22 protein-coding genes are annotated in these 22,437 nt (G+C 65.9%); 11 read left to right on the forward strand and 11 right to left on the reverse strand.

Annotated elements, in window-relative coordinates; genetic code table 11:
• The 7 genes from ACQY9S_RS07130 to ACQY9S_RS07160 all read right to left on the reverse strand — a co-directional run bounded on the left by ACQY9S_RS07130 (position 1) and on the right by ACQY9S_RS07160 (position 7,207).
• Positions 1-1,359, reverse strand: a complete 1,359-nt coding sequence (locus ACQY9S_RS07130; RefSeq protein ID WP_428424280.1) for a lysine N(6)-hydroxylase/L-ornithine N(5)-oxygenase family protein — start codon at positions 1,357-1,359, stop codon at positions 1-3.
• A gap of 159 nt (positions 1,360-1,518) precedes the next feature.
• Positions 1,519-1,962, reverse strand: coding sequence for an N-acetyltransferase family protein (locus tag ACQY9S_RS07135; protein ID WP_428424282.1), 444 nt, complete (start codon positions 1,960-1,962; stop codon positions 1,519-1,521).
• A 10-nt stretch (positions 1,963-1,972) separates the two neighbouring features.
• Complete coding sequence (locus ACQY9S_RS07140; RefSeq protein WP_428424284.1) at positions 1,973-2,407, reverse strand: VOC family protein; 435 nt, start codon at positions 2,405-2,407, stop codon at positions 1,973-1,975.
• A complete protein-coding gene (locus tag ACQY9S_RS07145; protein ID WP_428425628.1) occupies positions 2,392-4,131 on the reverse strand; it encodes a non-ribosomal peptide synthetase in 1,740 nt (579 codons plus the stop codon). Before ACQY9S_RS07145 ends, ACQY9S_RS07140 begins: the two co-directional genes overlap by 16 nt.
• Complete coding sequence (locus tag ACQY9S_RS07150; RefSeq protein ID WP_428424286.1) at positions 4,131-5,108, reverse strand: 3-oxoacyl-[acyl-carrier-protein] synthase III C-terminal domain-containing protein; 978 nt, start codon at positions 5,106-5,108, stop codon at positions 4,131-4,133. The genes ACQY9S_RS07145 and ACQY9S_RS07150 overlap by 1 nt, the downstream gene beginning before the upstream one ends.
• Positions 5,108-5,590: a cupin domain-containing protein gene (locus tag ACQY9S_RS07155; protein WP_428424288.1), complete on the reverse strand. Its 483-nt coding sequence runs from the start codon at positions 5,588-5,590 to the stop codon at positions 5,108-5,110. The genes ACQY9S_RS07150 and ACQY9S_RS07155 overlap by 1 nt, the downstream gene beginning before the upstream one ends.
• A gap of 466 nt (positions 5,591-6,056) precedes the next feature.
• Positions 6,057-7,207, reverse strand: a protein-coding gene (locus ACQY9S_RS07160; protein WP_428424290.1) for an IS3 family transposase whose coding sequence is annotated in 2 segments (ribosomal slippage) — positions 6,057-6,961 and positions 6,961-7,207 — 1,152 coding nt in all. Because the reading frame shifts where the segments join, the coding sequence is not laid out codon by codon here.
• A gap of 743 nt (positions 7,208-7,950) precedes the next feature.
• Between ACQY9S_RS07160 and ACQY9S_RS07165 the strand changes: the two genes are divergently transcribed.
• From ACQY9S_RS07165 to ACQY9S_RS07205, 9 genes are all read left to right on the forward strand, one after another.
• Positions 7,951-10,479, forward strand: coding sequence for an FtsX-like permease family protein (locus tag ACQY9S_RS07165; protein WP_428424292.1), 2,529 nt, complete (start codon positions 7,951-7,953; stop codon positions 10,477-10,479).
• Positions 10,476-11,684 carry a lipocalin-like domain-containing protein gene (locus tag ACQY9S_RS07170; RefSeq protein WP_428424294.1) on the forward strand — a complete coding sequence of 403 codons (1,209 nt, stop codon included), beginning with the start codon at positions 10,476-10,478 and terminating at the stop codon, positions 11,682-11,684. Before ACQY9S_RS07165 ends, ACQY9S_RS07170 begins: the two co-directional genes overlap by 4 nt.
• Positions 11,685-11,825: 141 nt before the next feature.
• Positions 11,826-13,649: an ABC transporter transmembrane domain-containing protein gene (locus ACQY9S_RS07175; protein ID WP_428424296.1), complete on the forward strand. Its 1,824-nt coding sequence runs from the start codon at positions 11,826-11,828 to the stop codon at positions 13,647-13,649.
• A gap of 83 nt (positions 13,650-13,732) precedes the next feature.
• A complete protein-coding gene (locus ACQY9S_RS07180) occupies positions 13,733-14,428 on the forward strand; it encodes an OmpA family protein (protein ID WP_428424298.1) in 696 nt (231 codons plus the stop codon).
• A gap of 103 nt (positions 14,429-14,531) precedes the next feature.
• Positions 14,532-14,783 carry a type II toxin-antitoxin system CcdA family antitoxin gene (locus ACQY9S_RS07185; RefSeq protein WP_428424300.1) on the forward strand — a complete coding sequence of 84 codons (252 nt, stop codon included), beginning with the start codon at positions 14,532-14,534 and terminating at the stop codon, positions 14,781-14,783.
• Between the two features lie 2 nt (positions 14,784-14,785).
• Positions 14,786-15,100, forward strand: a complete 315-nt coding sequence (locus tag ACQY9S_RS07190; protein ID WP_428424302.1) for a CcdB family protein — start codon at positions 14,786-14,788, stop codon at positions 15,098-15,100.
• 1 nt (position 15,101) lies between these two features.
• Positions 15,102-15,920 (forward strand): thymidylate synthase, encoded by an 819-nt coding sequence (locus tag ACQY9S_RS07195; RefSeq protein ID WP_428424304.1) that lies wholly within the window; start codon positions 15,102-15,104, stop codon positions 15,918-15,920.
• Between the two features lie 4 nt (positions 15,921-15,924).
• On the forward strand, positions 15,925-16,422 hold the full coding sequence (locus ACQY9S_RS07200; RefSeq protein ID WP_428424306.1) for a dihydrofolate reductase: 498 nt from the start codon (positions 15,925-15,927) through the stop codon (positions 16,420-16,422).
• 1 nt (position 16,423) lies between these two features.
• The gene (locus tag ACQY9S_RS07205; protein WP_428424308.1) at positions 16,424-16,999 is read left to right on the forward strand and encodes a DUF4337 domain-containing protein; all 576 of its coding nucleotides are present in this window, start codon (positions 16,424-16,426) and stop codon (positions 16,997-16,999) included.
• A gap of 95 nt (positions 17,000-17,094) precedes the next feature.
• Here ACQY9S_RS07205 and ACQY9S_RS07210 read toward each other — a convergent pair whose 3' ends face one another.
• Positions 17,095-17,451 carry an antibiotic biosynthesis monooxygenase family protein gene (locus tag ACQY9S_RS07210; protein WP_428424310.1) on the reverse strand — a complete coding sequence of 119 codons (357 nt, stop codon included), beginning with the start codon at positions 17,449-17,451 and terminating at the stop codon, positions 17,095-17,097.
• A 37-nt stretch (positions 17,452-17,488) separates the two neighbouring features.
• Positions 17,489-18,112 (reverse strand): FMN-binding negative transcriptional regulator, encoded by a 624-nt coding sequence (locus tag ACQY9S_RS07215; protein WP_428424312.1) that lies wholly within the window; start codon positions 18,110-18,112, stop codon positions 17,489-17,491.
• A gap of 83 nt (positions 18,113-18,195) precedes the next feature.
• Here ACQY9S_RS07215 and ACQY9S_RS07220 point away from each other — a divergent pair, with 83 nt between their 5' ends.
• Positions 18,196-19,692 (forward strand): PLP-dependent aminotransferase family protein, encoded by a 1,497-nt coding sequence (locus tag ACQY9S_RS07220; protein WP_428424314.1) that lies wholly within the window; start codon positions 18,196-18,198, stop codon positions 19,690-19,692.
• Between the two features lie 383 nt (positions 19,693-20,075).
• Positions 20,076-21,305 carry a tyrosine-type recombinase/integrase gene (locus ACQY9S_RS07225; protein ID WP_428424316.1) on the forward strand — a complete coding sequence of 410 codons (1,230 nt, stop codon included), beginning with the start codon at positions 20,076-20,078 and terminating at the stop codon, positions 21,303-21,305.
• A gap of 321 nt (positions 21,306-21,626) precedes the next feature.
• Here ACQY9S_RS07225 and ACQY9S_RS07230 read toward each other — a convergent pair whose 3' ends face one another.
• Both ACQY9S_RS07230 and ACQY9S_RS07235 read right to left on the reverse strand, forming a co-directional pair.
• Complete coding sequence (locus ACQY9S_RS07230) at positions 21,627-21,878, reverse strand: hypothetical protein (protein WP_428424318.1); 252 nt, start codon at positions 21,876-21,878, stop codon at positions 21,627-21,629.
• A gap of 9 nt (positions 21,879-21,887) precedes the next feature.
• The gene (locus ACQY9S_RS07235) at positions 21,888-22,160 is read right to left on the reverse strand and encodes a hypothetical protein (protein ID WP_428424320.1); all 273 of its coding nucleotides are present in this window, start codon (positions 22,158-22,160) and stop codon (positions 21,888-21,890) included.
• Positions 22,161-22,437: the final 277 nt, after the last annotated feature.

The following is a 22,437-nucleotide window of genomic DNA, read 5'->3' on the forward strand; positions in this document are numbered from 1 at the left end:
TCACTGTAGGATGTGAACGGCTTCGGGGTTCTTGGCGCTTGAGGTCCGCCACTTGTCCGAGATGCCGAAGGTCTGGAAAACGTTGTGGTTTGAGACACGGTACTGCTCACGCCCCAAGACCGAATTGATGATGGTTGCGCTGCGGTGCGCCCCCAGCCCGAGGTCAGGCGCGCTGATACCGTGGGTATGCATTTCCCCGTTCTGCATGAAGATGCGGCCCGAGTCCTCGCTCTCCATCTCCAGGCTGTAGTCCCGTCGCACTATGGGTCGACCCACCAAGTCCTTGCGGATCTGGTCTCGCAGCGGTGTGAGGCACCGAGGGAACGAGTATTGGTAGCCGGTGGAAAGCACGACAGCCTCACTCAACACGTCGAAGGCGGTATCAAGCTCAAGGTGCTGAAAGCTGAGTCGATAACCCTCATTCGTCGGCGCCATTGAGCGCAGATCACTGCGGCATTGAAGGGTCGCTCTAGCCCGTTCAACAACGGATCGTCGGTACAGTTCGTCGTAGATTTCAGCGATGGTGGAAAAGGAAATCCCCTTGTACCAATTGCCTTGCCCCGCCAGGATGGTGTTCCGCTTGGCTTCAGGCAGCCGGTGGAAGTGCTCGGTATAGTCCGGCGAGAAGTGCTCGAGGCCGAGCTTGGAGTACTCCATCGGCAGGAAACCATTGCTGCGTGACAGCCAGTTGAGTTCGTAGCCGTGTTGAGGTTGCTCCCTCAGCAGATCTAGCAGTACCTCCGCAGCGCTTTGACCGCTACCGATGACGGTAATGCTCTTTTTCTCCTGCAGCCGCTTCTTATTGAGCAGGTAGCTCGCCGAGTGAATGCAATTGGGGTCACGCTGGTAGTCGCGGGCCGCGGCTGGCCATGAGGGAGTCGTTCCAACACCGACAACGATGTTGCGGGCAAGACATTTCTCGACCGCACCCGATATCGTGTCCTTGGTCTCAACTTCGAACAACGATCCGCGACGGGTCACACCCAAGACATGTTGGGAGAACTGGATGCCCGGCAGTTGCTCACTCGCCCAACGGCAGTAGCGGTTGTAATCGACACGAGGGATGTGGAACTTCTCGTGGAAATAGAACTGATACATGCGCCCGTGCTGATGGAGATAGTTCAAGTAGCTCAGGCGATTGCAGGGGTCGACCATGCTCACAAGGTCGGCGAGGAACGGCACTTGCAACGTGCAGTCCTCCATCAGCAACCCACCATGCCACTCGAAGTGCTCCTTGGCCTCGAAGAACCTGCTTTTGATTGAATCAACAGGTTGAAGAAGAGAAGCCAGTCCCAGGTTGAATGGGCCGACGCCAACCCCAACGAGGTCCAGCGGTTGCGATGCGATTGTTGAATCCATGGATGCTCACTCGCAGGTCTCCCTGGCCAACAATTGCAGCCATCAAACCTGAACGTGGACTGCCTGGACGGAACTCCGTCCTAGTCAGTCTTGATTGTTGGAACGCGTCTGAGGGCCGTCAGCGAAGCCGGCTACGTTGCGAGACGCGCTTGTGCTCGCTCACAGCATCCTGTGATAAGTGATGAAGACCTTGTCTTTCTCGTACCCCAGCGACTCGTAGAGCGCTTGGCCGGCCAAGTTGGTGTGGGCCGTTTCGAGCGTCAGCCGGTGCATTGCCTGTTCGCCGAAGTTCTTCATCAGGAACTGCATCAAGGCTTTCGCATAGCCATGGCGACGCGCCGGCAGATCCACGAACAGATCCGACAAGTACATGATGGGTCGCATGGCCGTCGAGCACTGCATCGGATACAGCTGTGAGAACGCGACCGCACGACCGGCGTCGTCCAGCAGCAGAAAAATCTGCGAGCGGTTGTTTTCGATGTTGGCTTGGATGAACGCCTTGGCGCCTTCGAGGTCGCTCGGCTGCTCGTAGAACATCCGGTACTTATTGAAGAGATCAGCGGTCGGCGCGACGTGCGCGATGGTGGCTTGGACGATGTTCATTCTGGATACCTCAGGGCACTTGGCCGATTTCGATCTGAACGCCGTTCAGGTCTCGGAAGAAGAATGCTTGGTAGCCGCCCAGGTCGGGCGCCTTGTACGGGCGCGCGGTGGTCGGCTGCAAGCCCATGTTTTTTACACGCTGGTAGATGTCTTCAATGTCGCTGACCATGAACGCGAGGTGGATGCCGCAGACGTCATTGTGGTTCGCGACGAGATGCCTGCCCTTGGAACCCAGGTGCTCGATGAGTTCGAAGGCCCGATTCCCAATTCGGACCATGCAGGACTTGTAATCCGGCTGCTTTACGTTGATGACTTCTCCGACACCATCACCAGTGATGTGGACCGTCTCTTCGAACACTTCCACTTGAGTCAGCTTCTTGTAGAAGCCGATGGTGTCCTCGATGCTCAGCACGGTGAGGCCGACATGATTTAGCGCAGGCAGCATGTTTTTCCCTGATGTTGTTGAAGCGATTGATGAAGGAATTCCAGCGTGGGGTTCCGGAAGAAATCGATGAATGCGATTCCGACGCCGAATCGGCTGTCGATCGCACTCAGCAATGAAACAAAATTGAGAGAGGTTCCGCCGAGATCACGGAAGTTGGATGTGACCGAGAGCGTCCGGGAATCGAACTCCAGTTCGCCGGCCCACAGCTCAGCCAGCGCCGCATAGGCGGGACAAGCCGGAAGCGGCGCAGCCGTAGGGGCTTCAACGGCGCCGGGGTCAGGAAGTGACTGGTAGTCGATCTTGCCGCTACTGCGAATGGGCAACAACGGCAGGCGCACCACATGCTGTGGCACCTTAAAGGCTCCGAGTCGTTCGATCAAAGCCGCCTTGAGTTCAGCGTCCGACATCGGTGAATCTGCACTGACGTAGGCAATCAACGCTTCGCGAGCAGAGACTTTGACAGCGGCCTCCCTGCACCCGAGAGCAAGCAAAGCGCCTTCGATCTCCTCCAGCTCGATGCGAAACCCGCGTAGCTTGACTTGGCGATCACGTCGCCCGATGAAATGCAGGTCACCAGCTTGATCGACCTCTACAACGTCTCCTGTCTTATAGAGGACGCTGGCGTCGACGCACGGCAGTCGTACAAAGCGGGAAGCGGTCGTCACTGCGTCCGACACATAGCCCGGTGCCACCGCGAGGCCGCCGATGTGCAACTCGCCGCGGACAGCAGGTTCGCCACTGTCGTCGAGGACGTGCAAGCGGACGCCGGGAATCGCCTTCCCGATATTGCGCGGATTTTCCCCGTACTGCATCGGCTTGAAGCTGGCAAGCACCGTGCACTCGGTGGGACCGTACAGGTTGAAGAGTCGTCTGCCCACCGACCAGCGATCGACGACTTCCGGACTGCAAGCCTCCCCACCGGTGAGCAGCACCGAGATCGATTCGAAAGCGGAAGGCTCAAGCACCGTCAGCAGCGAAGGCGGCAAAAAGGCGTGATTTACCCTGTGGCGACGGCAGAAGTCGCTGAGACCGGTGGCCGAGAGCCGTTGTTCTGCAGTCGGAATGCACAACGCGCCACCGCTCAGGAGCGTCGGGAATATATCCAACACCGAAGCGTCGAAGTTGATCGTTGAATACTGCAGGCCGCGCGTGGCGACACCCATGCCGAATTCCGCGCGAGTCCAGCTCACCAGGTTCATCAGGCTACCGTGCTGGACGGCAACGCCCTTGGGCGCGCCGGTCGAACCCGAGGTGAAGATGGTGTAGCAAAGGTCGGTCGGAATTGTCGGAGCGCGATCGCCGGCGACAGCCAGGCGCTCATCCGGCGCACTGACCTGGAGTCTCGAATAGCTTCGATCGAGGTCGGGTTCTGTTTGAGCACTCTCGCCCACCAGGCTCAGCACGCAACGACAACGCTCAGCGATATGGCGGCGGATGTCTGGCCCGAGTTCGGGGTCGAGCGGTAGATAGCTCCCGCCAGCCTCGAGGATGCCGAGGATGGCGGCGTAGAGGTCGGCACATTTGGGGAGCGAAACGCCGACGACGTCAGTCGCACGCAAGTCCCGTCCGAGCCGATCGAGGGACCAGTGACGGATAGAACTGGAAATCCGCGTTGCACGCCCGGCAAGCTGACGATAGCTCAAGGACTCCACATCGGAAATCAGCGCGAACCGATCCGGGTGCAGCCGAGCGATGCGCTGGAACTGTTCGAAGACGGTCACCATCACTGAATCGCTCCAGACGCCTCCATACGCTCCAGTAGGCACGCACCCCATTGGGACGGCCCGGCACTAAAGCACAGGACGGTTTGCCCCGCCAAAGCCTGCTCCCCTAGTTCTGACAGGTTGATTAGGTTGTCCGAGCTGAAACAGTGGGCGTACTTGCCGATAGATGAGGTGAACACGGTTGAAAAGCTCACCCCTGCCAATTGGGCGAACAGGCGACTGATCTCAAGCGAGTAATTGTTCGTCACGAGGTGATCGACATCTCGGCAGGTCTTCTTGGCTCCTTTGTATGTCAGCGCAAAAAGGTCGGCAATCTTGTTGATCTCGCCATCCATCGACGGTACAAGGTACTGGCGGCTGTCGAAGACGTTCTCAACGTCCCCGACAACTCGATAGTCCATGCCTGCTGGGCTGCCGCTGACAACGCAAGCCGCGGCGGCGTCACCGGTCACGTACATGAAATCAGAGCCCGCTCCGTAGAGCCGTTGGAGCGGCGGACCGACTTTGTCGAAGGTCACGATCAAGACGCTACGTGCAGACCCGGAGGCAACGAGCGCATTTGCCATACGTGCAGCCCAATGGAATCCGGCACAGCCAGTGATGCCAAGGTGATAGTGGGGAACCTGGTCGAGGCCGTGCCGACCCGCAAGCTGTGCGAGCCACGTCGGGTGGAGGTTGTCGGTCGCATCGAGTATGCAGGACACAAACAGCACGGCGTCGATTTCCCCGGCGCCGCCCGCACAGCTCGCCAGGCAAGCGCCGATGGCCGCTTCCGAGAGTTCCATCAAATCACCTTCATGCTTCGCGAAGGTGTCGGCGCCGTGCTTTATGGCTCGCAATGCCGCACAGACCGAGGAGTCAGCGATCTCGGTCTCGACCGGTTGAAGACCGCCGGCGGCATATCGGATTGCGCCCAGGTAAACATGCTGGCGCTGCGCAGCCGATGCGTCGGCGCGCGTCGTCTGAACTTCCGTCATCATTCTTTCCAGTAAAGCGGATGACGGACTACCACCTTTGACAGGATCTCTGGCTGGTCCCAGACGCCCTTAAATCCCTCGGGCAGGACAAAGATGTCGCCTGCCGAGTACCGATGAATCGACCCATCGTTGTGAGTGATCGTGACGTGACCGGACACCAGATGAATCACCTCGGTTTCAGGCCAGTTGATGATCTGCAGTTTCACCGGGTTGATTTCACAGACTTCCACCGCGGCCTGCCCCGTCTTCAGTACATAAGGAACGTAGCACCTGTAGCTGAACTGGGTGTTCTTGAGTGTTCGGTAGTGCGCCGGATCCATGTTGGGTGCTTTGACGGTTTTCACCGTCTCGGGGACCGTCTTGCCGATGGAAACAGTGTTGCCGTAGACGGTGGTCTGCGCGCAGGCAGACACGTGAACCGATATGGCAACGAAGGAGATCAGGTAGGCCAGGCGACGGGCCAGCGGAAAGTTGAAAGGCATGTTCGAGACCGGTCGTAATTAAATTAAATCCAAAAGACAGTTGGCAGGCCGCTCATCGCGTAGCGCCTGTGCAAACGCCATCCGCGGCGAAGCCAAGAGCTGGCGCGTATAGGCGGGCCAGGACGATGACAATCGTTGAGACGCTACGTCTCGAAAAATCGAGCGGTTGAACGGGTCGCTGTGGCGAAAACGCGCCCGCGAATGAAATTACTTGGCACCACGATCGGCGCTTAACGCGCACGACATGCGCAAGTACTCCTTATCCGGCTACCCTGGCGGGTGCCATTTGTTGTGCAGCAAACATCAATGTGTTCGCACTCCCCATGTGTCGATTTTGACATCAGGTGGTGGACGCAACGCTCGCTTTCTCCCATGGGGCGGTGGGATTGTGAGCTTTCCCCAACTTATCACTCTTGGGGATTTTCACCATCGCGCCGATCGTGATAACTGAATCGCCCCGGATTCCCTAGACGCTTTTGAGCCGTTGGGAATGGCGTCGCTCGAACTCCGCCGGCGAAGTATCTCCGGCAGTGCCGTGGCGCCGCTTGGGGTTGTAGAACATCTCGATGTAGTTGAAGACATCGGCTCTCGCGTCGTCGCGTGTCGGGTATGTCTGGCGGCGGATGCGTTCGCGCTTGAGCAACTGGAAGAAGCTTTCGGCCACGGCGTTGTCATGGCAGTTGCCGCGACGGCTCATGCTGGAGACCATGTTGTGGTCGCGCAGGAAGTCTTGCCAGTCGTGACCAGTGAACTGGCTGCCCTGGTCGGAATGCACCGTCACCGGCTCCTTGGGCTGACAACGCCACAAGGCCATCATCAGCGCGTCAAGCACCAAGCCGGTATCGATGCGGCTGCCCATTGACCATCCGACGACCTGACGCGAGAACAGATCGACCACTACAGCCAGGTACAGCCAGCCTTCATGGGTGCGGATGTACGTGATGTCTGTCACCCAGGATTGGTTGGGCTCGGCCACGGTGAACTGGCGTTGCAAGTGGTTGGGCGCCACGACAGCCGGCTTGCCGCCACGCATGTCGCGGCGGCGGCGATAGCCGGTCTGCGAGCGCAGTCCTTCGAGCCTCAGCAATCGGGCCACGCGGTGCTTGCCGCAGCTCTCGCCCAGGTCGCGCATGTCCAGCGTGAGCTTGCGGTAGCCATAGACGCCACCGCTCTCCAGCCAGGCGTGCTTGAGCAAGCCGAGCAGCCGCTGATCGTCCTGGGCGCGAGGACTCGCGGGCTCCGCCTTCCAGGCGTAGTAGCCGCTGTGGTGCACCCTCATGACCTTGCACATGCGCCGCACGCTGTGCTCATGCTCGTGACGCTCGATAAATGCGTACTTCACCCGGACTGCTTGGCAAAGTACGCTGCGGCCTTTTTTAAGATGTCGCGCTCCTCGGTCACACGCTTGAGCTCGGCCTTCAAGCGGCGCAGCTCATCGGTTTGCGACAGCTGGGCCTGACGCTCGCCAGGCGGCGTTCGGCGCGCCTTGATCCACTCGTACAGGCTGTGCTGGCTCACGCCGAGCCGCGCCGACACGTCAGCCACCTTGTGCCCGCGTTCGGTGATCTGCTTGACCGCCTCGATCTTGAATTCTTCGGGGTATCTCTGATTACTCATGGCACCTCCTATTGGGCCTCACGTTTGAGGCTCAGAGGTGTCTAGAAAACCCAGGGCGATTCAAACGGGCCGCCGTAGGACAAAGCAAATGTGTCCCACGGGCTTCGTGCCGGCGCGCGATCGCGGTAGAGGTGCCCATTGCTGAGCGCCCCCGCACAGATCCCAGCGTGCGCAATTAACGCACTGGGCTTCTACCTCGGGTATTTGACGTCGAAGCGTGCATCGGGCCACGGGTGAAGGACTCGTGCAACAGGCAAGTAGTCGGCGGCGAGCCGGGTCATGCGTTCCCAAGTCGTCCGATCCTTCTGACTGCGCCGCCGGGGCGCACGCCGCCAGATGTCCGTCACACGGTGTTTGAACGCCGCCAGGCTCTCAGTGTTGGTTGGCACCGCGTGGTAGTTGAAGTACCTCCGGACCCAGGTTCGAATTCTGGAGTGCTTGGACTTGGCTGCAAGCGATCCGCTTGCTCGGGTGCTGTGCGCCTTGCCCACCTTGCAGCGCAGACGCGGGAGACATTTCCTGATGAGGAGCGCCGGCCAGCCGCGCACGCGACTGAACAATGTCGCTGCATGCCAGACGCCCTATTCAGCAAATCGAACGCTCGAGGGCGACGCCGGAGATGTCAGCTTAACGGTCGGCAATTCGATGGTCTCAGCGGCAGCTGAGGGTCGCAGGCAGCCCCTCGCCGCCGAAGCTTCGCCTCATGCGCTACCGTTCGCGCACAGCACAGTACAGCAACCGCGATGATGGTGCCCACCCTCCTGCGCCATCTCTCATGGCCCGAACTGCGCCACCACGCCGCACGCCACGCCGTCGCCGTGCTCGCGGTGATGCTGGGCGTGGCGCTGGCGTTCTCGGTGCAGCTGATCAATGCGTCGGCGCTGTCGGAGTTCGGCGCGGCGGTGCGCGGCGTCAACGGCGAGCCCGACCTGAGCCTGCGGGCCAGCGCCGGCAGCGGCTTCGATGAAACGGTTTACGGCCGCGTGGCGGTGCATCCGCAGGTGGCGCTGGCGTCGCCCGTGATCGAGGTCGACACCTATGCGCTCGATGCGCAGGGCCAGCGCGTGCCGCTGCGCGTGCTGGGCCTCGACGCGCTGGTGGCGCCGGCGCTCTCCCCTTCCCTGCTGCCCGAGCCGGCCAGCGGCGCCGGCCGCTACGCGATGCTGGACCCGGGCGCCGTGTTCCTGAACCCGGCTGCGCAGGCCGTGCTGAAGCTGCGCAGCGGCGACCGCCTGCGCGTGCAAAGCGGCCTGCGGCTCGTCACGCTGCGCATCGCCGGCGGCAGCAGCGCGCCGGGCGCGCCGCTCGCGGTGATGGACCTGGCCGGTGCGCAGCAGAGCTTCGAGCGGCTCGGCCGGCTGAGCCGCATCGACCTGCGCTTCACGGCCGGTGCCGACCCGCAACGCGTGCTGCGCGAACTGGCGCTGCCGCCCGACGTGCGGGCCGCGACGCCCGGTGAATCGGCGCAGCGGCTCAGCAACGTGTCGCGCGCCTACCGCGTGAACCTCACGGTGCTGGCGCTGGTGGCGCTGTTCACCGGGGCCTTCCTGGTGTTCTCGGTGCTGTCGCTGTCGGTCGCGAAGCGGCAGCCGCAGTTCGCGCTGCTCGGCGTGCTGGGGCTCGGCGCGCGCGAGCGGCTGCAACTGGTATTGGCCGAGTCGGCGTTGCTGGGGCTGGCGGGCAGCGTGCTGGGCATCGCACTCGGCACGGCGCTCGCGCAGCTCGCGCTGCGCTGGCTGGGTGGTGACCTCGGCGGCGGCTATTTCGCCGGCGTCGCGCCGCGGCTGCAGTTCGGGCCGGTCGCGGCACTCGTGTACGGCGGCCTGGGTGTCGTCGCCGCGCTGGTGGGCGGCTGGCTGCCGGCGCGCGCCGCGCAGCGCCTCGCGCCCGCGCAGGCGCTCAAGGGGCTGGGCGATGCCGGCGCGCGCACGCGCCACCCCTGGCTCGGGCCGCTGCTGATGATCGCCGGCGCGCTGCTGGCGCTGGCGCCACCGATCGCCGGCCTGCCGCTCGCCGCCTACGGGGCGGTGGCGCTGCTGCTGGTCGGCGGCATCGCCTGCGTGCCGGCCGGCGTGGGCCTGCTGTTGCGCGCGGTGCGGCCGACGACGAACGCCGCCTGGCTGCTGGCCACGCAGCGTGCGCGGCACCTGCGCGCCAGCGCCACGGTGGCGGTGGCCGGCGTGGTGGCGAGCCTGGCGCTGGCGGTGGCGCTGACGGTGATGGTCGCGAGCTTTCGCGACGCGGTGACGCGCTGGCTCGACACGGTGCTGCCGGCCGACCTGTATGTGCGCACCGCCACCGTCAGCGCCAGCAGCGACGCGGCCTGGCTGCCGCCGGACTTCGTCGCGCGCGCCGGCGCCCTGCCCGGCGTGCGCCGCGTCGAGACGCTGCGCGCGATGCCGGTGTCGCTCGATCCGGCGCGGCCTTCTCCGGTGCTGATCGCCCGGCCGCTGGCCGATGCGCAGCGCACGTTGCCGCTGGTGGGCGAACTGCTGCCGCCCGCGCCCGGCGAGCCCAGCGCCTACGTCAGCGAGGCGATGGTGGCGCTCTACCAGGCGGCGCCCGGCACGCGCCTCATGCTGCCGCTCGCGCGCCGCGACGGCAGCCCGCTGCGCACCGCCTTCTTCGTGCGCGGCGTGTGGCGCGACTACGCGCGCCAGCAGGGCGCGGTGGCGATCGACGCGCAGGACTTCGTGGCGCTGACCGGCGACACGCGCGTCAACGACCTCGCGCTGACGCTCGCAGCCGGCGCCGACCTCGCGGCCGTGCAGCGCGGCCTGCGCGCGCTGGCGCCCGACCCGGCCTTGATCGAGTTCGCGCAGGCCGGCGAGATCCGTGCGAGCTCGCTGCGCATCTTCGACCGCAGCTTCGCGGTCACCTACTGGCTGCAGGCGGTGGCGATCGCGATCGGGCTGTTCGGCATCGCGGCCAGCTTCTCGGCGCAGGTGCTGGCGCGGCGCAAGGAGTTCGGCCTGCTGGCGCACCTGGGCTTCACGCGCGGCCAGGTGCTCGCCATCGTGGCCGGCGAAGGCGTGGCGTGGACGGCGGCCGGCGCGCTGCTCGGCCTGGCGCTCGGCCTGGCCGTCAGCGTGGTGCTGGTGCACGTGGTCAACCCGCAGAGCTTTCACTGGACGATGGAGCTGCTGGCGCCGTGGGGCCGGCTCGCCGCGCTGTGTGCCGCGGTGGTGGCCGCCGGCACGCTGACCGCGGCAATCGCGGCGCGCCGCGCGGTGTCGCAGGACGCGGTGCTGGCGGTGAAGGAGGACTGGTGAACGCGCTGCGCCTGTCGCGCCGCGCGCTGCTGTTCGCGCCGGCCCTCGGCCTGTGGAGCACGGCGGCACCGGCCGCGCCGGTGGTGCGCGCCGGCACGCCGATCACGCTGCCGCGCGACTTCGGCTCTCATCCCGATTTCCGCACCGAGTGGTGGTACGTGACGGGCTGGCTCGACGCCGCGGGGACGACAAAGCCAGGAGGCTTTGGCTCGGCGGCGCCTGCCGGCTCGGCTGCCACCGAACCCTTCGGGTTTGGCTCCGCCGAACCCAAACGGTTTGGCTTCGCCGAACCGTTTGGGTTTCAGGTGACCTTCTTCCGCTCGCGGACTGACGTGGCGGCCGGGCATCCGAGCCGCTTCGCGGCGCAGCAGTTGCTGTTCGCACACGCGGCGCTGACCGATCCGCGCGCCGGCCGGCTGCGGCACGACCAGCGCATCGCCCGCGCCGGTTTCGGCATTGCCGAGGCAGCGCTCGACGACACCGACGTGAGGCTGCGCGGCTGGCAGCTGGTGCGCAGCGGCGGTGACGCGCAAGTCCCGCAGCACCACTACCGCGCCGTGGTCGACGCCGGCGCACAGGGTTTCGCCTTCGACCTGCGCTGCGACGCCACGCAGCCGGTGCTGCTGCAGGGCGACGCCGGCCATTCGCGCAAGGGCCCTGCGCCCGAGCAGGCCAGCCACTACCTGAGCGAGCCGCAACTCGCCGTCGGCGGCACGCTGCGCCTGGACGGCAAGGCGCTCGCGGTGACCGGCCGCGCCTGGCTCGATCACGAGTGGAGCGAAGCGCTGCTGCACCCCGACGCGGTGGGCTGGGACTGGACCGGCATGAACCTCGACGACGGCGGCGCCCTCACCGCCTTCCGGCTGCGCCGCGCCGACGGCTCGGCGCTATGGGCCGGTGGGAGCTTCCGGCCGCGCGGCGGCGCGGTGCGCACCTTCGGCCCGGACGAAGTGCGCTTCACACCGCTGCGCCGCTGGCGCAGCCCGGCCACGCAGGCCGAGTACCCGGTGGAATGGCGGCTCGACACCCCGGCCGGAGCGCACCGCGTGCGCGCCCGGCTCGACGCGCAGGAACTCGACAGCCGCGGCTCGACCGGCTCGGTGTACTGGGAAGGCCTGAGCGAGCTGCTCGACGAGCGCAGCGGTGCACGCGTGGGCCGCGGCTACCTGGAAATGACGGGCTACGCGAGCCGGCTGCAGCTCTAGTCGGGTGTCGTCGGGGCCGGTTCGTGCAGCGCATGCCCGGCTGCAGCGGCCGTGGCCCCACACCGTGCAGGGCCGCAGCGTCAGCGGCCGACACGGGGCGCTGCTTACACTGCGGGCCCTATGGCCTCCTCCACTTCCACGATGGCTCAAGCAGTCAGCGGCGGCACGGCATCCGCCGACGCCAAGGCGCGCTCGGTCCGCCCGCTGCGCAGCCTGCTGCCTTTCCTGAAGCCCTACCGCGGCCGCATCGCGCTGGCCGGGCTGTTTTTGGTGGGTGCGGCGCTGACCACGCTGGTGTTCCCGGTGGCGCTGAAGGCGCTGATCGACCAGGGCTTGATCAGCACCGATCCCGGCGAGCGCGTGCTGGCGCTGCGTGGGCACTTCTTCGCGCTGTTCGGCGTGGGCGCGGCGCTGGGTGTGTTCTCGGCGCTGCGCTTCTACATGGTCACGTGGCTGGGCGAGCGCATCACGGCCGACCTGCGCAACGCGGTGTACGCGCACGTGGTGAAGCAGAGCCCGCAGTTTTTCGAGACCACGCAGACCGGCGAGGTGCTGTCGCGCCTGACCACCGACACGACGCTGGTGCAGACGGTGGTGGGCTCCAGCCTCAGCATGGGCCTGCGCAATACGGTCATGGGGCTGGGCGCGCTGGCCATGCTGGTGGTCACGAACCCGGTGGTGATGGCGCAGGTGCTCGGCATCCTGGTGGGGGTGGTGCTGCCGGCGCTGTGGTTCGGCCGCAAGGTGCGCAGCCTGTCGCGCGCCAGCCAGGACCGCGTGGCCGATTCGAGCGCGATCGCCGCCGAGGTGCTGAACGCGGTGCCGGTGGTGCAGAGCTACACGCAGGAAGCGCGCGAGGCGAAGCGCTTCGACGAGTCCACCGCACGCGCCTTCGCCACCGCGGTGCGGCGCACGCGCATGCGCGCCGGGCTGGTGGCCTTCATCATCACGGCCACCTTCGGCGCGCTGCTGTGGGGGCTGTACCAGGGCACGCAGGCGGTCATCAGCGGCCAGATCACGGCCGGCCACCTGGGCCAGACGGTGGTCTACGTGATCCTGCTGGTGAGCTCGGTCGCGGTGCTGGCCGAGGTGTGGGGCGACCTGCTGCGCGCCGCCGGCGCCAGCGAGCGGCTGATGGAGCTGCTGGCCACACGCTCGCCGATCCAGAACCCGGCGCAGCCGAAGGCGCTGGCCGCGGCGCCGATCGGCTCGCGCGTGAGCCTGCGCGAGGTGGCGTTCCGCTATCCGTCGCGCCCGCTGACGGCGGCGCTCGACGGCGTGACGATCGAGGTCGAGCCGGGCCAGACGGTGGCCCTGGTGGGCCCCAGCGGCGCCGGCAAGAGCACGGTGTTCCAGCTGCTGCTGCGCTACTACGATGCCCAGGGCGGCACGGTCGCGATCGACGGCGTGCCGGTGCGCGAGGCCGATCTGGGCGCCTTGCGTTCGCGCATCGGCCTGGTGCCGCAGGACAGCGTGATCTTCTCGACCAGCGCCCTGGAGAACATCCGCTACGGCCGGCCCGAGGCGAGCGACGACGAGGTGGTGGCCGCCGCGACCGCCGCGCACGCGGACGGCTTCATCCGCGCGCTGCCCGAGGGCTACGCCAGCTTCCTGGGCGAGCGCGGCGTGCGGCTCTCGGGCGGGCAGCGCCAGCGCATCTCGATCGCGCGGGCGATCCTGAAGAACGCGCCGCTGCTGCTGCTGGACGAGGCCACCAGCGCGCTCGACAGCGAAAGCGAGCGCGCGGTACAGGCCGCCCTCGACGTGGCGATGCGCGGGCGCACGACGCTCGTCATCGCCCACCGGCTGGGCACCGTGATGCACGCGGACCGCATCGTCGTGCTCGATGCCGGGCGCGTGGTCGACAGCGGCACGCACACGGAACTGCTGGCGCGCAGCGGGCTCTACCAGCGGCTGGCGGCGTCGCAGTTCTCCGACGCATCGCCGGCGGCCGGCGGCGACTGAGCCGTCAGGCCCCCGATACGACTGCTTGCAAGACCAGGGCCGGCTGCAGGTACAAAGCGGCCACTCTCACCGAAGGAATTGCCATGAATGCACACACTGCGAACACCCGTCTCGCGATCATCGCCCTGACCACCACGGCCCTGCTGGCCGGCTGCGCCAACATGAACCAGGAGCAGCAGGACACCGCCAAGGGCGCCGGCATCGGCGCGGCCGTCGGCGCGGTGGCCGGCGTGCTGATCGGCGACAGCAAGCGCGGCGCCGCCACCGGTGCGGCCATCGGCGCGATCGGCGGTGCGGTGGCCGGCAACGTCTGGTCGAAGAAGATGGAAGAGAAGCGCCGCGCGATGGAGCAGTCCACGCAAGGCACCGGCGTCGACGTCACGCGCACCGCCGACAACCAGCTCAAGCTCAACGTGCCGAGCGACATCTCCTTCGACACCGGCAAGTCGGCCATCAAGCCCGAGCTGCGCACCGTGCTCGACAGCTTCGCCAACGGCCTGACCAACGACCCGGCGCTGCAGGTGCGCGTGATCGGCCACACCGACAGCACCGGCAGCGACGCGATCAACAACCCGCTGTCGGTCGACCGTGCGCAGAGCGTGCGTGACTACCTGGCCGGCCGCGGCATCCAGCCGACCCGCATCGAGACCTCGGGCCGCGGCTCGCACGAACCGATCGCCGACAACAGCAGTGAAGCAGGACGCGCGAAGAACCGCCGCGTCGAGATCCTGCTGCGCGAGCCGGAGCAGGCGGGCACGGCGGCGCAACCGAAGTCCTGAGGGGTGCCCCCGCTGCGGCTTGCCGCAGCCACCCCCGCGGGGGTCTGGCCGCCACTACAATCCCGATGCGCATGGTTGATGCGCATCGATCATGGAGGCAGTGATGCGTCGCTCCGACGATGCCCCGAAGCGGGCCACCAACCTCAGCCTGAATGCGAAGGTCCTCGATGCGGCACGCGAGCTGGGCATGAACCTGTCGCAGACGGTCGACGAGTTGCTGGCCGCCGAGGTGCAGCGCCGCTACTGGCAGCGCTGGAACGAGGACAACCGCGAAGCGATCGAGGCCTACAACATCCGCATCGAGCGCGACGGACTGCCGCTCGCCAAGTACCGCAGCTTCGCGCAAGGCAAGTAGCCGTGGCGCGCTACGACCTGTACGCCAACCCGACCGCGGGCGAGCGGCGGCACACCCCTTATCTGCTGGACGTGCAGAACGACTTCATCGATGCCCTTGCGACACGCGTCGTGATCCCCCTGCGCACCGCCACCGCCTTCGGCCCGCGCGCAAGCCATCTGAACCCGCTGCTGCGCACCGGCGACGCGGAACTGGTGCTCGACACGGCGGCGCTCGGTGCCATCGTCGCCAGCGAACTGCGCCGGCCGGTCGACAATCTGCGACCGCAGCAGGCCCTGATCGCCGAAGCCCTCGATGCGCTGTTCGGCGCCTACTGACATGACCCTCCAGACACCCCCTGTCCGCTCCCAGTACGAAGACTTCATGCGCCACGTGCACACGCACGGCGTGTTCAAGGCCGACCGCACCGGCACCGGCACGACCAGCGTGTTCGGCCACCAGATGCGCTTCGACCTGAGCGAAGGCTTCCCGCTGGTGACGACCAAGAAGGTGCACCTCAAGAGCATCGTCCTCGAGCTGCTGTGGTTCCTGCGCGGCGACGGCAACGCGAGCTGGCTGCAGGAGCGCGGCGTGACGATCTGGGACGAATGGGCCAAGCCGGACGGCGACCTGGGGCCGGTCTACGGCGTGCAGTGGCGCAGCTGGCCCACGCCCGATGGTGGCCACATCGACCAGATCGCCGAAGTCGTGAAGCAGCTCAAGGCCAACCCCGATTCACGCCGCATCATCGTGAGCGCCTGGAACGTGGCCGACCTGCCGAAGATGGCGCTGATGCCCTGCCACGCCTTCTTCCAGTTCTACGTGGCCGACGGCAGACTGTCGTGCCAGCTCTACCAGCGCAGCGCCGACATCTTTCTCGGTGTGCCGTTCAACATCGCCAGCTATGCGCTGTTGACGCACATGCTGGCGCAGCAGTGCGACCTGGAGGTCGGCGATTTCATCTGGACCGGCGGCGACTGCCACCTGTACAGCAACCACCGCGAGCAGGTCGAGCTGCAGCTCTCGCGCGCGCCGCGGCCCTACCCCACGCTGCGCATCTTGCGCCGGCCGCCGTCGATCTTCGACTACGCCTACGAGGATTTCGAGGTGCAGGGCTACGACCCGCACCCGGCGATCAAGGCACCGGTGGCGGTGTGAGGCGATGAAGCTGGCCCTCATCGCCGCGGTCGCGCGCAATGGCGCGATCGGCAAGGACAACGCGCTGCTGTGGCGCTTGCCGGCCGATCTGCAGCACTTCAGGCGCACGACGCTGGGCTGCCCGGTCGTGATGGGCCGCAAGACCTGGGACTCGCTGCCGCCGGCCTTCAAGCCGCTGCCGGGCCGGCGCAACCTGGTGGTCACGCGCAATCCGGCGTGGGCGGCGGATGGGGCCGAGCCGGCGCCTTCGCTCGACGCGGCGCTCGATCGCCTGCACGAAGCCGAGCGCGTGTTCGTCATCGGTGGCGGCGAGCTCTATGCGCAGGCGCTGCCGCGGGCCGACGAGATGGTGCTGACCGAGGTGGATGCCGACTTCGAGGCCGACACCTTCTTCCCGCCGTGGGACCGCAGCGCGTTCGCCGAGCTTGCACGCGAGAGTCACGCCAGCGAGGCCGGCTGGCGCTATCACTGGGTCACCTACCGACGATTGCCGGGAGCCTGAGATGTCCGAAGCCGGATTCCATGTCCACGGTCCGCACGACCACGAACTCGAACACGCTGCCCGGCATGCGCCCGAAAGCAGCGCCGGCCGGCTCGCGGTGGTGACCGCGATCCTGGCGACCGTGGGCGCCATCTTCTCCTACCAGGGGGGTGCGACCCAGGCCAACGCCGTCCTGTACAAGAACAACGCCGCGATCAGGAAGACCGAGGCCTCGAACCAGTGGAGCTACTACCAGGCCAAGAGCGGCAAGCAGAACCTCGCCGAACTGGCGGCCGAGCTGGGTCCCGACTCGCACCGCGCCGCTCACGAGGACGAGGTCAAGCGCTACAAGAGCGAGAAGGCCGAGATCAAGCTGGCCGCCGAGAAACTGGAAGCCGAAGCCACGGACTGGGACGCGCAAAGCGAAGCCCAGATGCACGAACACCACCGCTGGGCCCAGGCCACGACCGCCTTGCAGATCGCGATCGCGATGGCGGCGATCGCCTTGCTGACCAGGCGCAAGTGGCTGGAGTACGGCGTCTTCGGGCTCAGCGGCATCGGCATCGTGCTGGGTGCGCTGGCCTTTCTGCACGTCTGATACGGCATTGCATTCACGCGCATCCGATTGAAGCTTGGGCCGAGCGCCTTGCGGCGCCTCTCGCGCGGCTTCACTCCCCCGGCCGGGCCGCAGAGCTACTCGCTGCGCGAGTCTGGGTGGTTCGCGGCCTGTGCGGATTGAGCCAGCGGGTGGGCGATTCCACCGTCGCCATAGGACCTGAGCACCTGTGCGATGACGATCTGATACCCATCGAGCCAACGTGCCTGTTGCTGCTTTGCCTTGATGTGCTCCGGGTGGTCGATGAGCTCACGAAGTGAATCCATCGTGTCCCAGTAGTACACGTTGGAAATCAAGCCGGTCACCGGGTTCTCCCAGTTCTCTTCGCCCAGGTAGCCAGGGATGGACTTGGCAATCTGCGCAATGACGTTGTCCAACGTGTGGAACTCGTCGTCGTACTGACGCTTGGCGAACGTGAAGGTCGATGTGTACATGAGTTGTCCGGGATGGAGCCCGCGCGATCTCGTCTGTTCAGCGGGCGGGGCGCATCAGTTCAGCCAGTTCGCCGTGGCCCCGCGCCTGCAATGCGTCGGCGGCGCCGACGAGATCACGCGCCTCGCGGTTCTGACTCAGCTTGGACTTGCCCACCAGCGAGGTGATGGCGACCTCGAGGCCCACGATGTTGCTCAGCATGCTATCGATGAACTCCGGCGCCGAGTCGCCCATCTTCCACGGCCTGGGTTCGGCCGCCTCGTGCCGCCGCGTCAGGCGCGCAACGATACGGCGCACGAAGCGCTCATCGTCGCTCACGGTCAGTACGCCGTGCGCATGCACCACCTCGTAGTTCCAGGTCGGAACCAGGCGATGCGACTCCTGTTTGCTCGGGTACCAGTTCGGCGAGATGTAGGCCTGCGCACCGCGAAAGATCACCATGACCGGGCTTCCCGTGGGGCAGCGTTGCCACAGCGGGTTCGCGCGGGCAACGTGGGCCGACAGCAGGCCGTGCTCTCCCACTTCAGGATCGAACTCGAAAGGCAGGTGGTCGGCATCCAGCCCGCCCGTCCCCTGCGTCACGAGCGTGCCCAGGGGGTGCTCGCGGATGATGCGGTGCAACTGTTCGGGCCGACTCTCGGCGAAATGAGGTGGGATGTACATGGGCTTTGCTCTGCAATGACGCTCCATCGCAGACTGTTGCTCAAGACCGGCACAATCGGAAGTGCCAGTTTCTTTGTTTCTCAATGGGCCAGTTCCATCCTCGCACCAATCATGGCGCCGGCCGCCACATCTACGACCTTCTGCGCGCGCAGATCGCTGATGGCACGCTTGCGGCAGGAGCGCGGGCACCGTCCACGCGTGCCTTGGCAGCCGATCTCGGGGTGTCGCGCACCACGGTGACGGCGGCCTACGAGCAACTGGCCGCGGAAGGCTTTCTGGTCACGTCCGCGGGGCGGGCCGCCCGGGTCGCCAATCCGCCGGCCACGGTGGCAAACCACTCCGCAACCTCCGACCGCCGCGGCAAGGCAGCCCTGGCTCTGTCAGCCTTCGGTCGACGCGTGGCGGGCATGGAAATGCCAGGACTGCCTCACGCGGAGCCGGCCCGCATCGACTTCCTGTACGGCGCAGTGGCCTCGCGCGACTTCCCGGCGCTGAGCTGGCGTCGCGCATACCAAGCCGAACTGCTGTGCCACCAGCACAGCCTGTACTACGTCCCGCCCGAAGGCGATACCGCTTTGCGCCGCGCACTCCAAGGCTATCTGCGACGCGCGCGCGGGCTGACCTGTGATACCGAGCAAATCCTCGTCGTGCACGGCTCACAGCAAGGCATCGACCTGTGCGCACGCCTGCTGCTGGACCCCGGCGATGCATTCGTCTTCGAGGAACCTGGGTACCTGATGGCGCGCCGCTGCTTCGAGGCGACCGGCGCCGATCTGTTGGCCGTGCCGGTCGATGCGCAAGGCCTGGATACTGCCCGTTTGCCAAGGGATGACCGGGCGCGTCTGGCGTATGTGACGCCGTCGCACCAGTTTCCACTGGGCGGCGTGCTGCCCATCGGCCGGCGTATGGCGCTGCTGCAGTGGGCGCAGCAGCACCGCGCCTGGATCGTCGAGGACGACTACGACGGCGAGTTTCGTTACGGCCAGCGCCCGATCGACGCGCTGCAGTCCATCGATGCCGACGGCCGCGTGATCTACATGGGCACCTTCTCCAAGGCGCTGTCACCGCAGCTTCGGCTGGGTTACTTGGTATTGCCCACTGAACTGGTCGCCGTATTTCGCCAAGCCAAGCGCATGGCCGACCGGCACGCGCCCGTGCTGGAGCAACGGGTGCTGGCATCGCTGATCAACAGCGGAGCCTACGAGCGCCACGTCCGGCGCAGCCGGCGCGAGAACGAACGACGCCGCGCCATGTTGCTCGACGCTATCGGGCGGCACTTGCCAACGGATGCGCGCGTGGCGGGCACGGCAGCTGGTCTGCATGTGGTTCTCTGGTTGCCGCTGCTGCGGCCACAGGATGAGCCGGCACTGGTAGCTGCCGCCCGTGCCCGGGGCGTGGGCGTCTACCCTGTGTCGCCGCTCTTCGCCAAGTCACAGTCAGGCAAGATTCCCCGCCCTGGCGGGTTGGTGCTGGGATATGCGAGCTTGACGCCCGAACAGATTGAACAAGGACTGCGGATCCTGGGGGCGGTGATCGCATCGTGGGATCCGGCCGCGGAGCGAGCCCTGCAGCGGCGTTGACCTGCGTAGCGGATTCCACCGCGCGGCCGCCGCTCGGATCTCGGCCTCAGGCGGGCGGCGGCTTCTCGGCCCGACGCGCCTGTTCGCGAGCCTTGCCTTGCCCAGGCCCCGGAAAGCCAGCGCAGCCCCTGCCTTGTAGGATGGCGGCACCAGGTCGTGGCCTATCGGCGGCGGCCGCAACCGTGACTTAGGACTGCTTTGAAACTCGCCACCTGAACTGTGCATGGGGGTCCCGGGCGATTTTAGGATGTCCCAGGTTGTGCTGAATACCTTATACGCTACAACGACTTAGCAACACACCTTGTCTCAAGTCGTTCCGGTCTATTTCTTGAGATCCCGATCGGCTGGGGGTATGGTTGGGGGTACGGACCGACCGATACCCAGTGCTGACCACCCTCCAGATCAAGTCGGCGAAGCCGGCGGAACGCGCCTTCAAGCTAGCCGACACGGGAGGCCTGTTTCTCCTTGTTCAGCCAAACGGCTCGAAGCTCTGGCGCTACAAGTTCAGGCTGAACGGCGTCGAGGGCCTGCAAGCACTTGGCGCATTTCCCGAGGTCTCGCTGGCCGACGCGCGACACGTGCATGCGGAGTCGCGCAAGCTCGTCGCCAAGGGCATCCACCCTGTCCAGGCTCGGCGCGAAGAACGCGAGAGCCGCGTCCAGGCGGAGCTACATCGGGTCAAGGGCAGCTTCGGCGCTGTGTGTGCCGACTGGAATGCAGCGACCGGCGCGGACCTGCGGCCAGCGACCGTCTTGCAGCGCAACCGGGAGATCGAGAAGGACCTGACGCCCCGATTCAAAGACCGTCCGATCTCGAAATTCACGCGGCTCGAACTGACCGCTGCGCTGAAGGAAGTCGAGGCGCGAGCACCTGAGGTCGCGAGGAACCTGCGCAACTACCTGTGGGGCATCTTCGAGTACGCCATCGACTCCGGGCTGATCGGGGACAACCCCGTGCCGCCGGTTCGCGTGCTTCGCAAGCGCAGTCAAGAGAACCACCCTGCCCTGTCGCCCGACCTGCTCGGGGAGTTCCTGCGCAAGCTGGATGCCATCGACACCATCCACGAGCAGACCCGGATCGCGATGCTGCTTGTCGTGTTGACGGCCTGTCGCAAGGCCGAAGTCACCGGTGGCAAGTGGAGCGAGATCGACCTGAAAGAAGCCGAATGGGAGATCCCTGCTGACCGGATGAAGGCTGGCCGCGCCCACTGGGTGCCGCTCTCTCGGCAGTGCGTGACGCTGCTCCAGGAACTGCGGGCGCTCGTTCCCGAGGGCAGCGTCTACTTGTTTCCCAATCGACTCGATCCTGATCGGCCGATGGCCGACCGAAGTCTCAATGCACTGATGGAGCGTCTGGGCTTCAGCGGTGACGGCACCCCACACGGCATGCGCGCCACGTTCAGCACGCACTTCAACGCGATCGGCGCGAGCATCGACGTCATCGAACATTGCCTGGCTCATGTGCCTGGCAATCGAGTGCGTGCTGCATACAACCGCCACGCCTATCAGGCCGAACGCCGCGACTTGCTCCAGTCATGGGCTGACCACGTGGACCGACTGCGCACTGGCCTGTCACCCAGAAACCCGACCTCTCGCAAACTCCGCCCGGCTTGAACAATCGCTGTTAATCCGTAGGTCCCTGGTTCGAGCCCAGGTCGGGGAGCCAAGATAGACAAGAGTCAGCAGGTTATCGTCTGCTGACTTTTTTGTTTTCTGATCGGCGTTGGTGCCAGTCTGGTGCCAGTTTTGCGGCGATTGAATCTTTGCCACTGCGGCAAGAGATGCGTTGTGTGTGAACAGCGACGACATCCTTGAAAGACACTTGCTGATCGAGCGCCGGGCGACTTGACCACGGCGTCAATGTCGGGGCCGCACGGCGACCAGGAAGTTCGTCTGCGCAAATCGTGCACGCGGAGCTTGATCGGTCTCGGGTCGTCACGAGAAAACGGGCTGGGCGCTCTGTCGTGCGGCCTTCATCCCCACATCCATCGCAAACCGCAACGCCGCTGCGGCATCCTTGAAGCGATACCCGCCCGACAAGCTCTCGTCACGCATCACGACAGTCACCTCGCCTTGGATCCCACGCACCTGCATGACGACAACCGCGGCCAGGAAGCCTCCGCCCGGCGCGTCGAGCGCACCCCCATAGATGCGCAGGTCGGCCGCAGTCCCGTTCCTCGAATGCACGCGTCCGACCTACAGCCACTCGGGGGAGATCGACAGCGCCGCAGGCACCGTCTGCGCCTCATCGAACTGGGAGGCATGCGCAGCGTGCAGGGTTCGCACGTCGCTCACGCCGGGCAGCACGGTATCGGCACCACACATCGGGCAGACCGCGGTGGCGTCGTCGTGCACCCAGTCGTGCACCTCCTCGGGCTTGAAACTGCCCAGGCAGGAGTAGCAGCCAGTGACGCTCGAACGCGCCAGCGCCCCGCGGTTGTTGAAGGACAGGAAGGTCGAGTAGCTCATGCCGGCCAGCATAGGATCGCGGCGAACCGTGACCCATCCCGCTTCAGGGGGGTCACGATCCGCATTCGCGCCCGCATGCTCCCATGCGCCCGAACTACCGTCCCCGTCACCCGTGCCAGCCGCCTGCTGGAGTTCTTCGGCATGCGGCGCAACATTGGCGCCCGTCACGCCCGGAGCAGGCAGCCCCTCGCGGACACACGCGACACCCACGAACATAGGTCTGGTGTCACGCGAAGGCACGCGCTAGAACTGCTGAACACGGCGGCACCCGGACTCG

The sequence above is a fragment of the Methylibium sp. genome (assembly GCF_965279545.1).
Taxonomy (GTDB): Bacteria; Pseudomonadota; Gammaproteobacteria; order Burkholderiales; family Burkholderiaceae_C; genus Methylibium.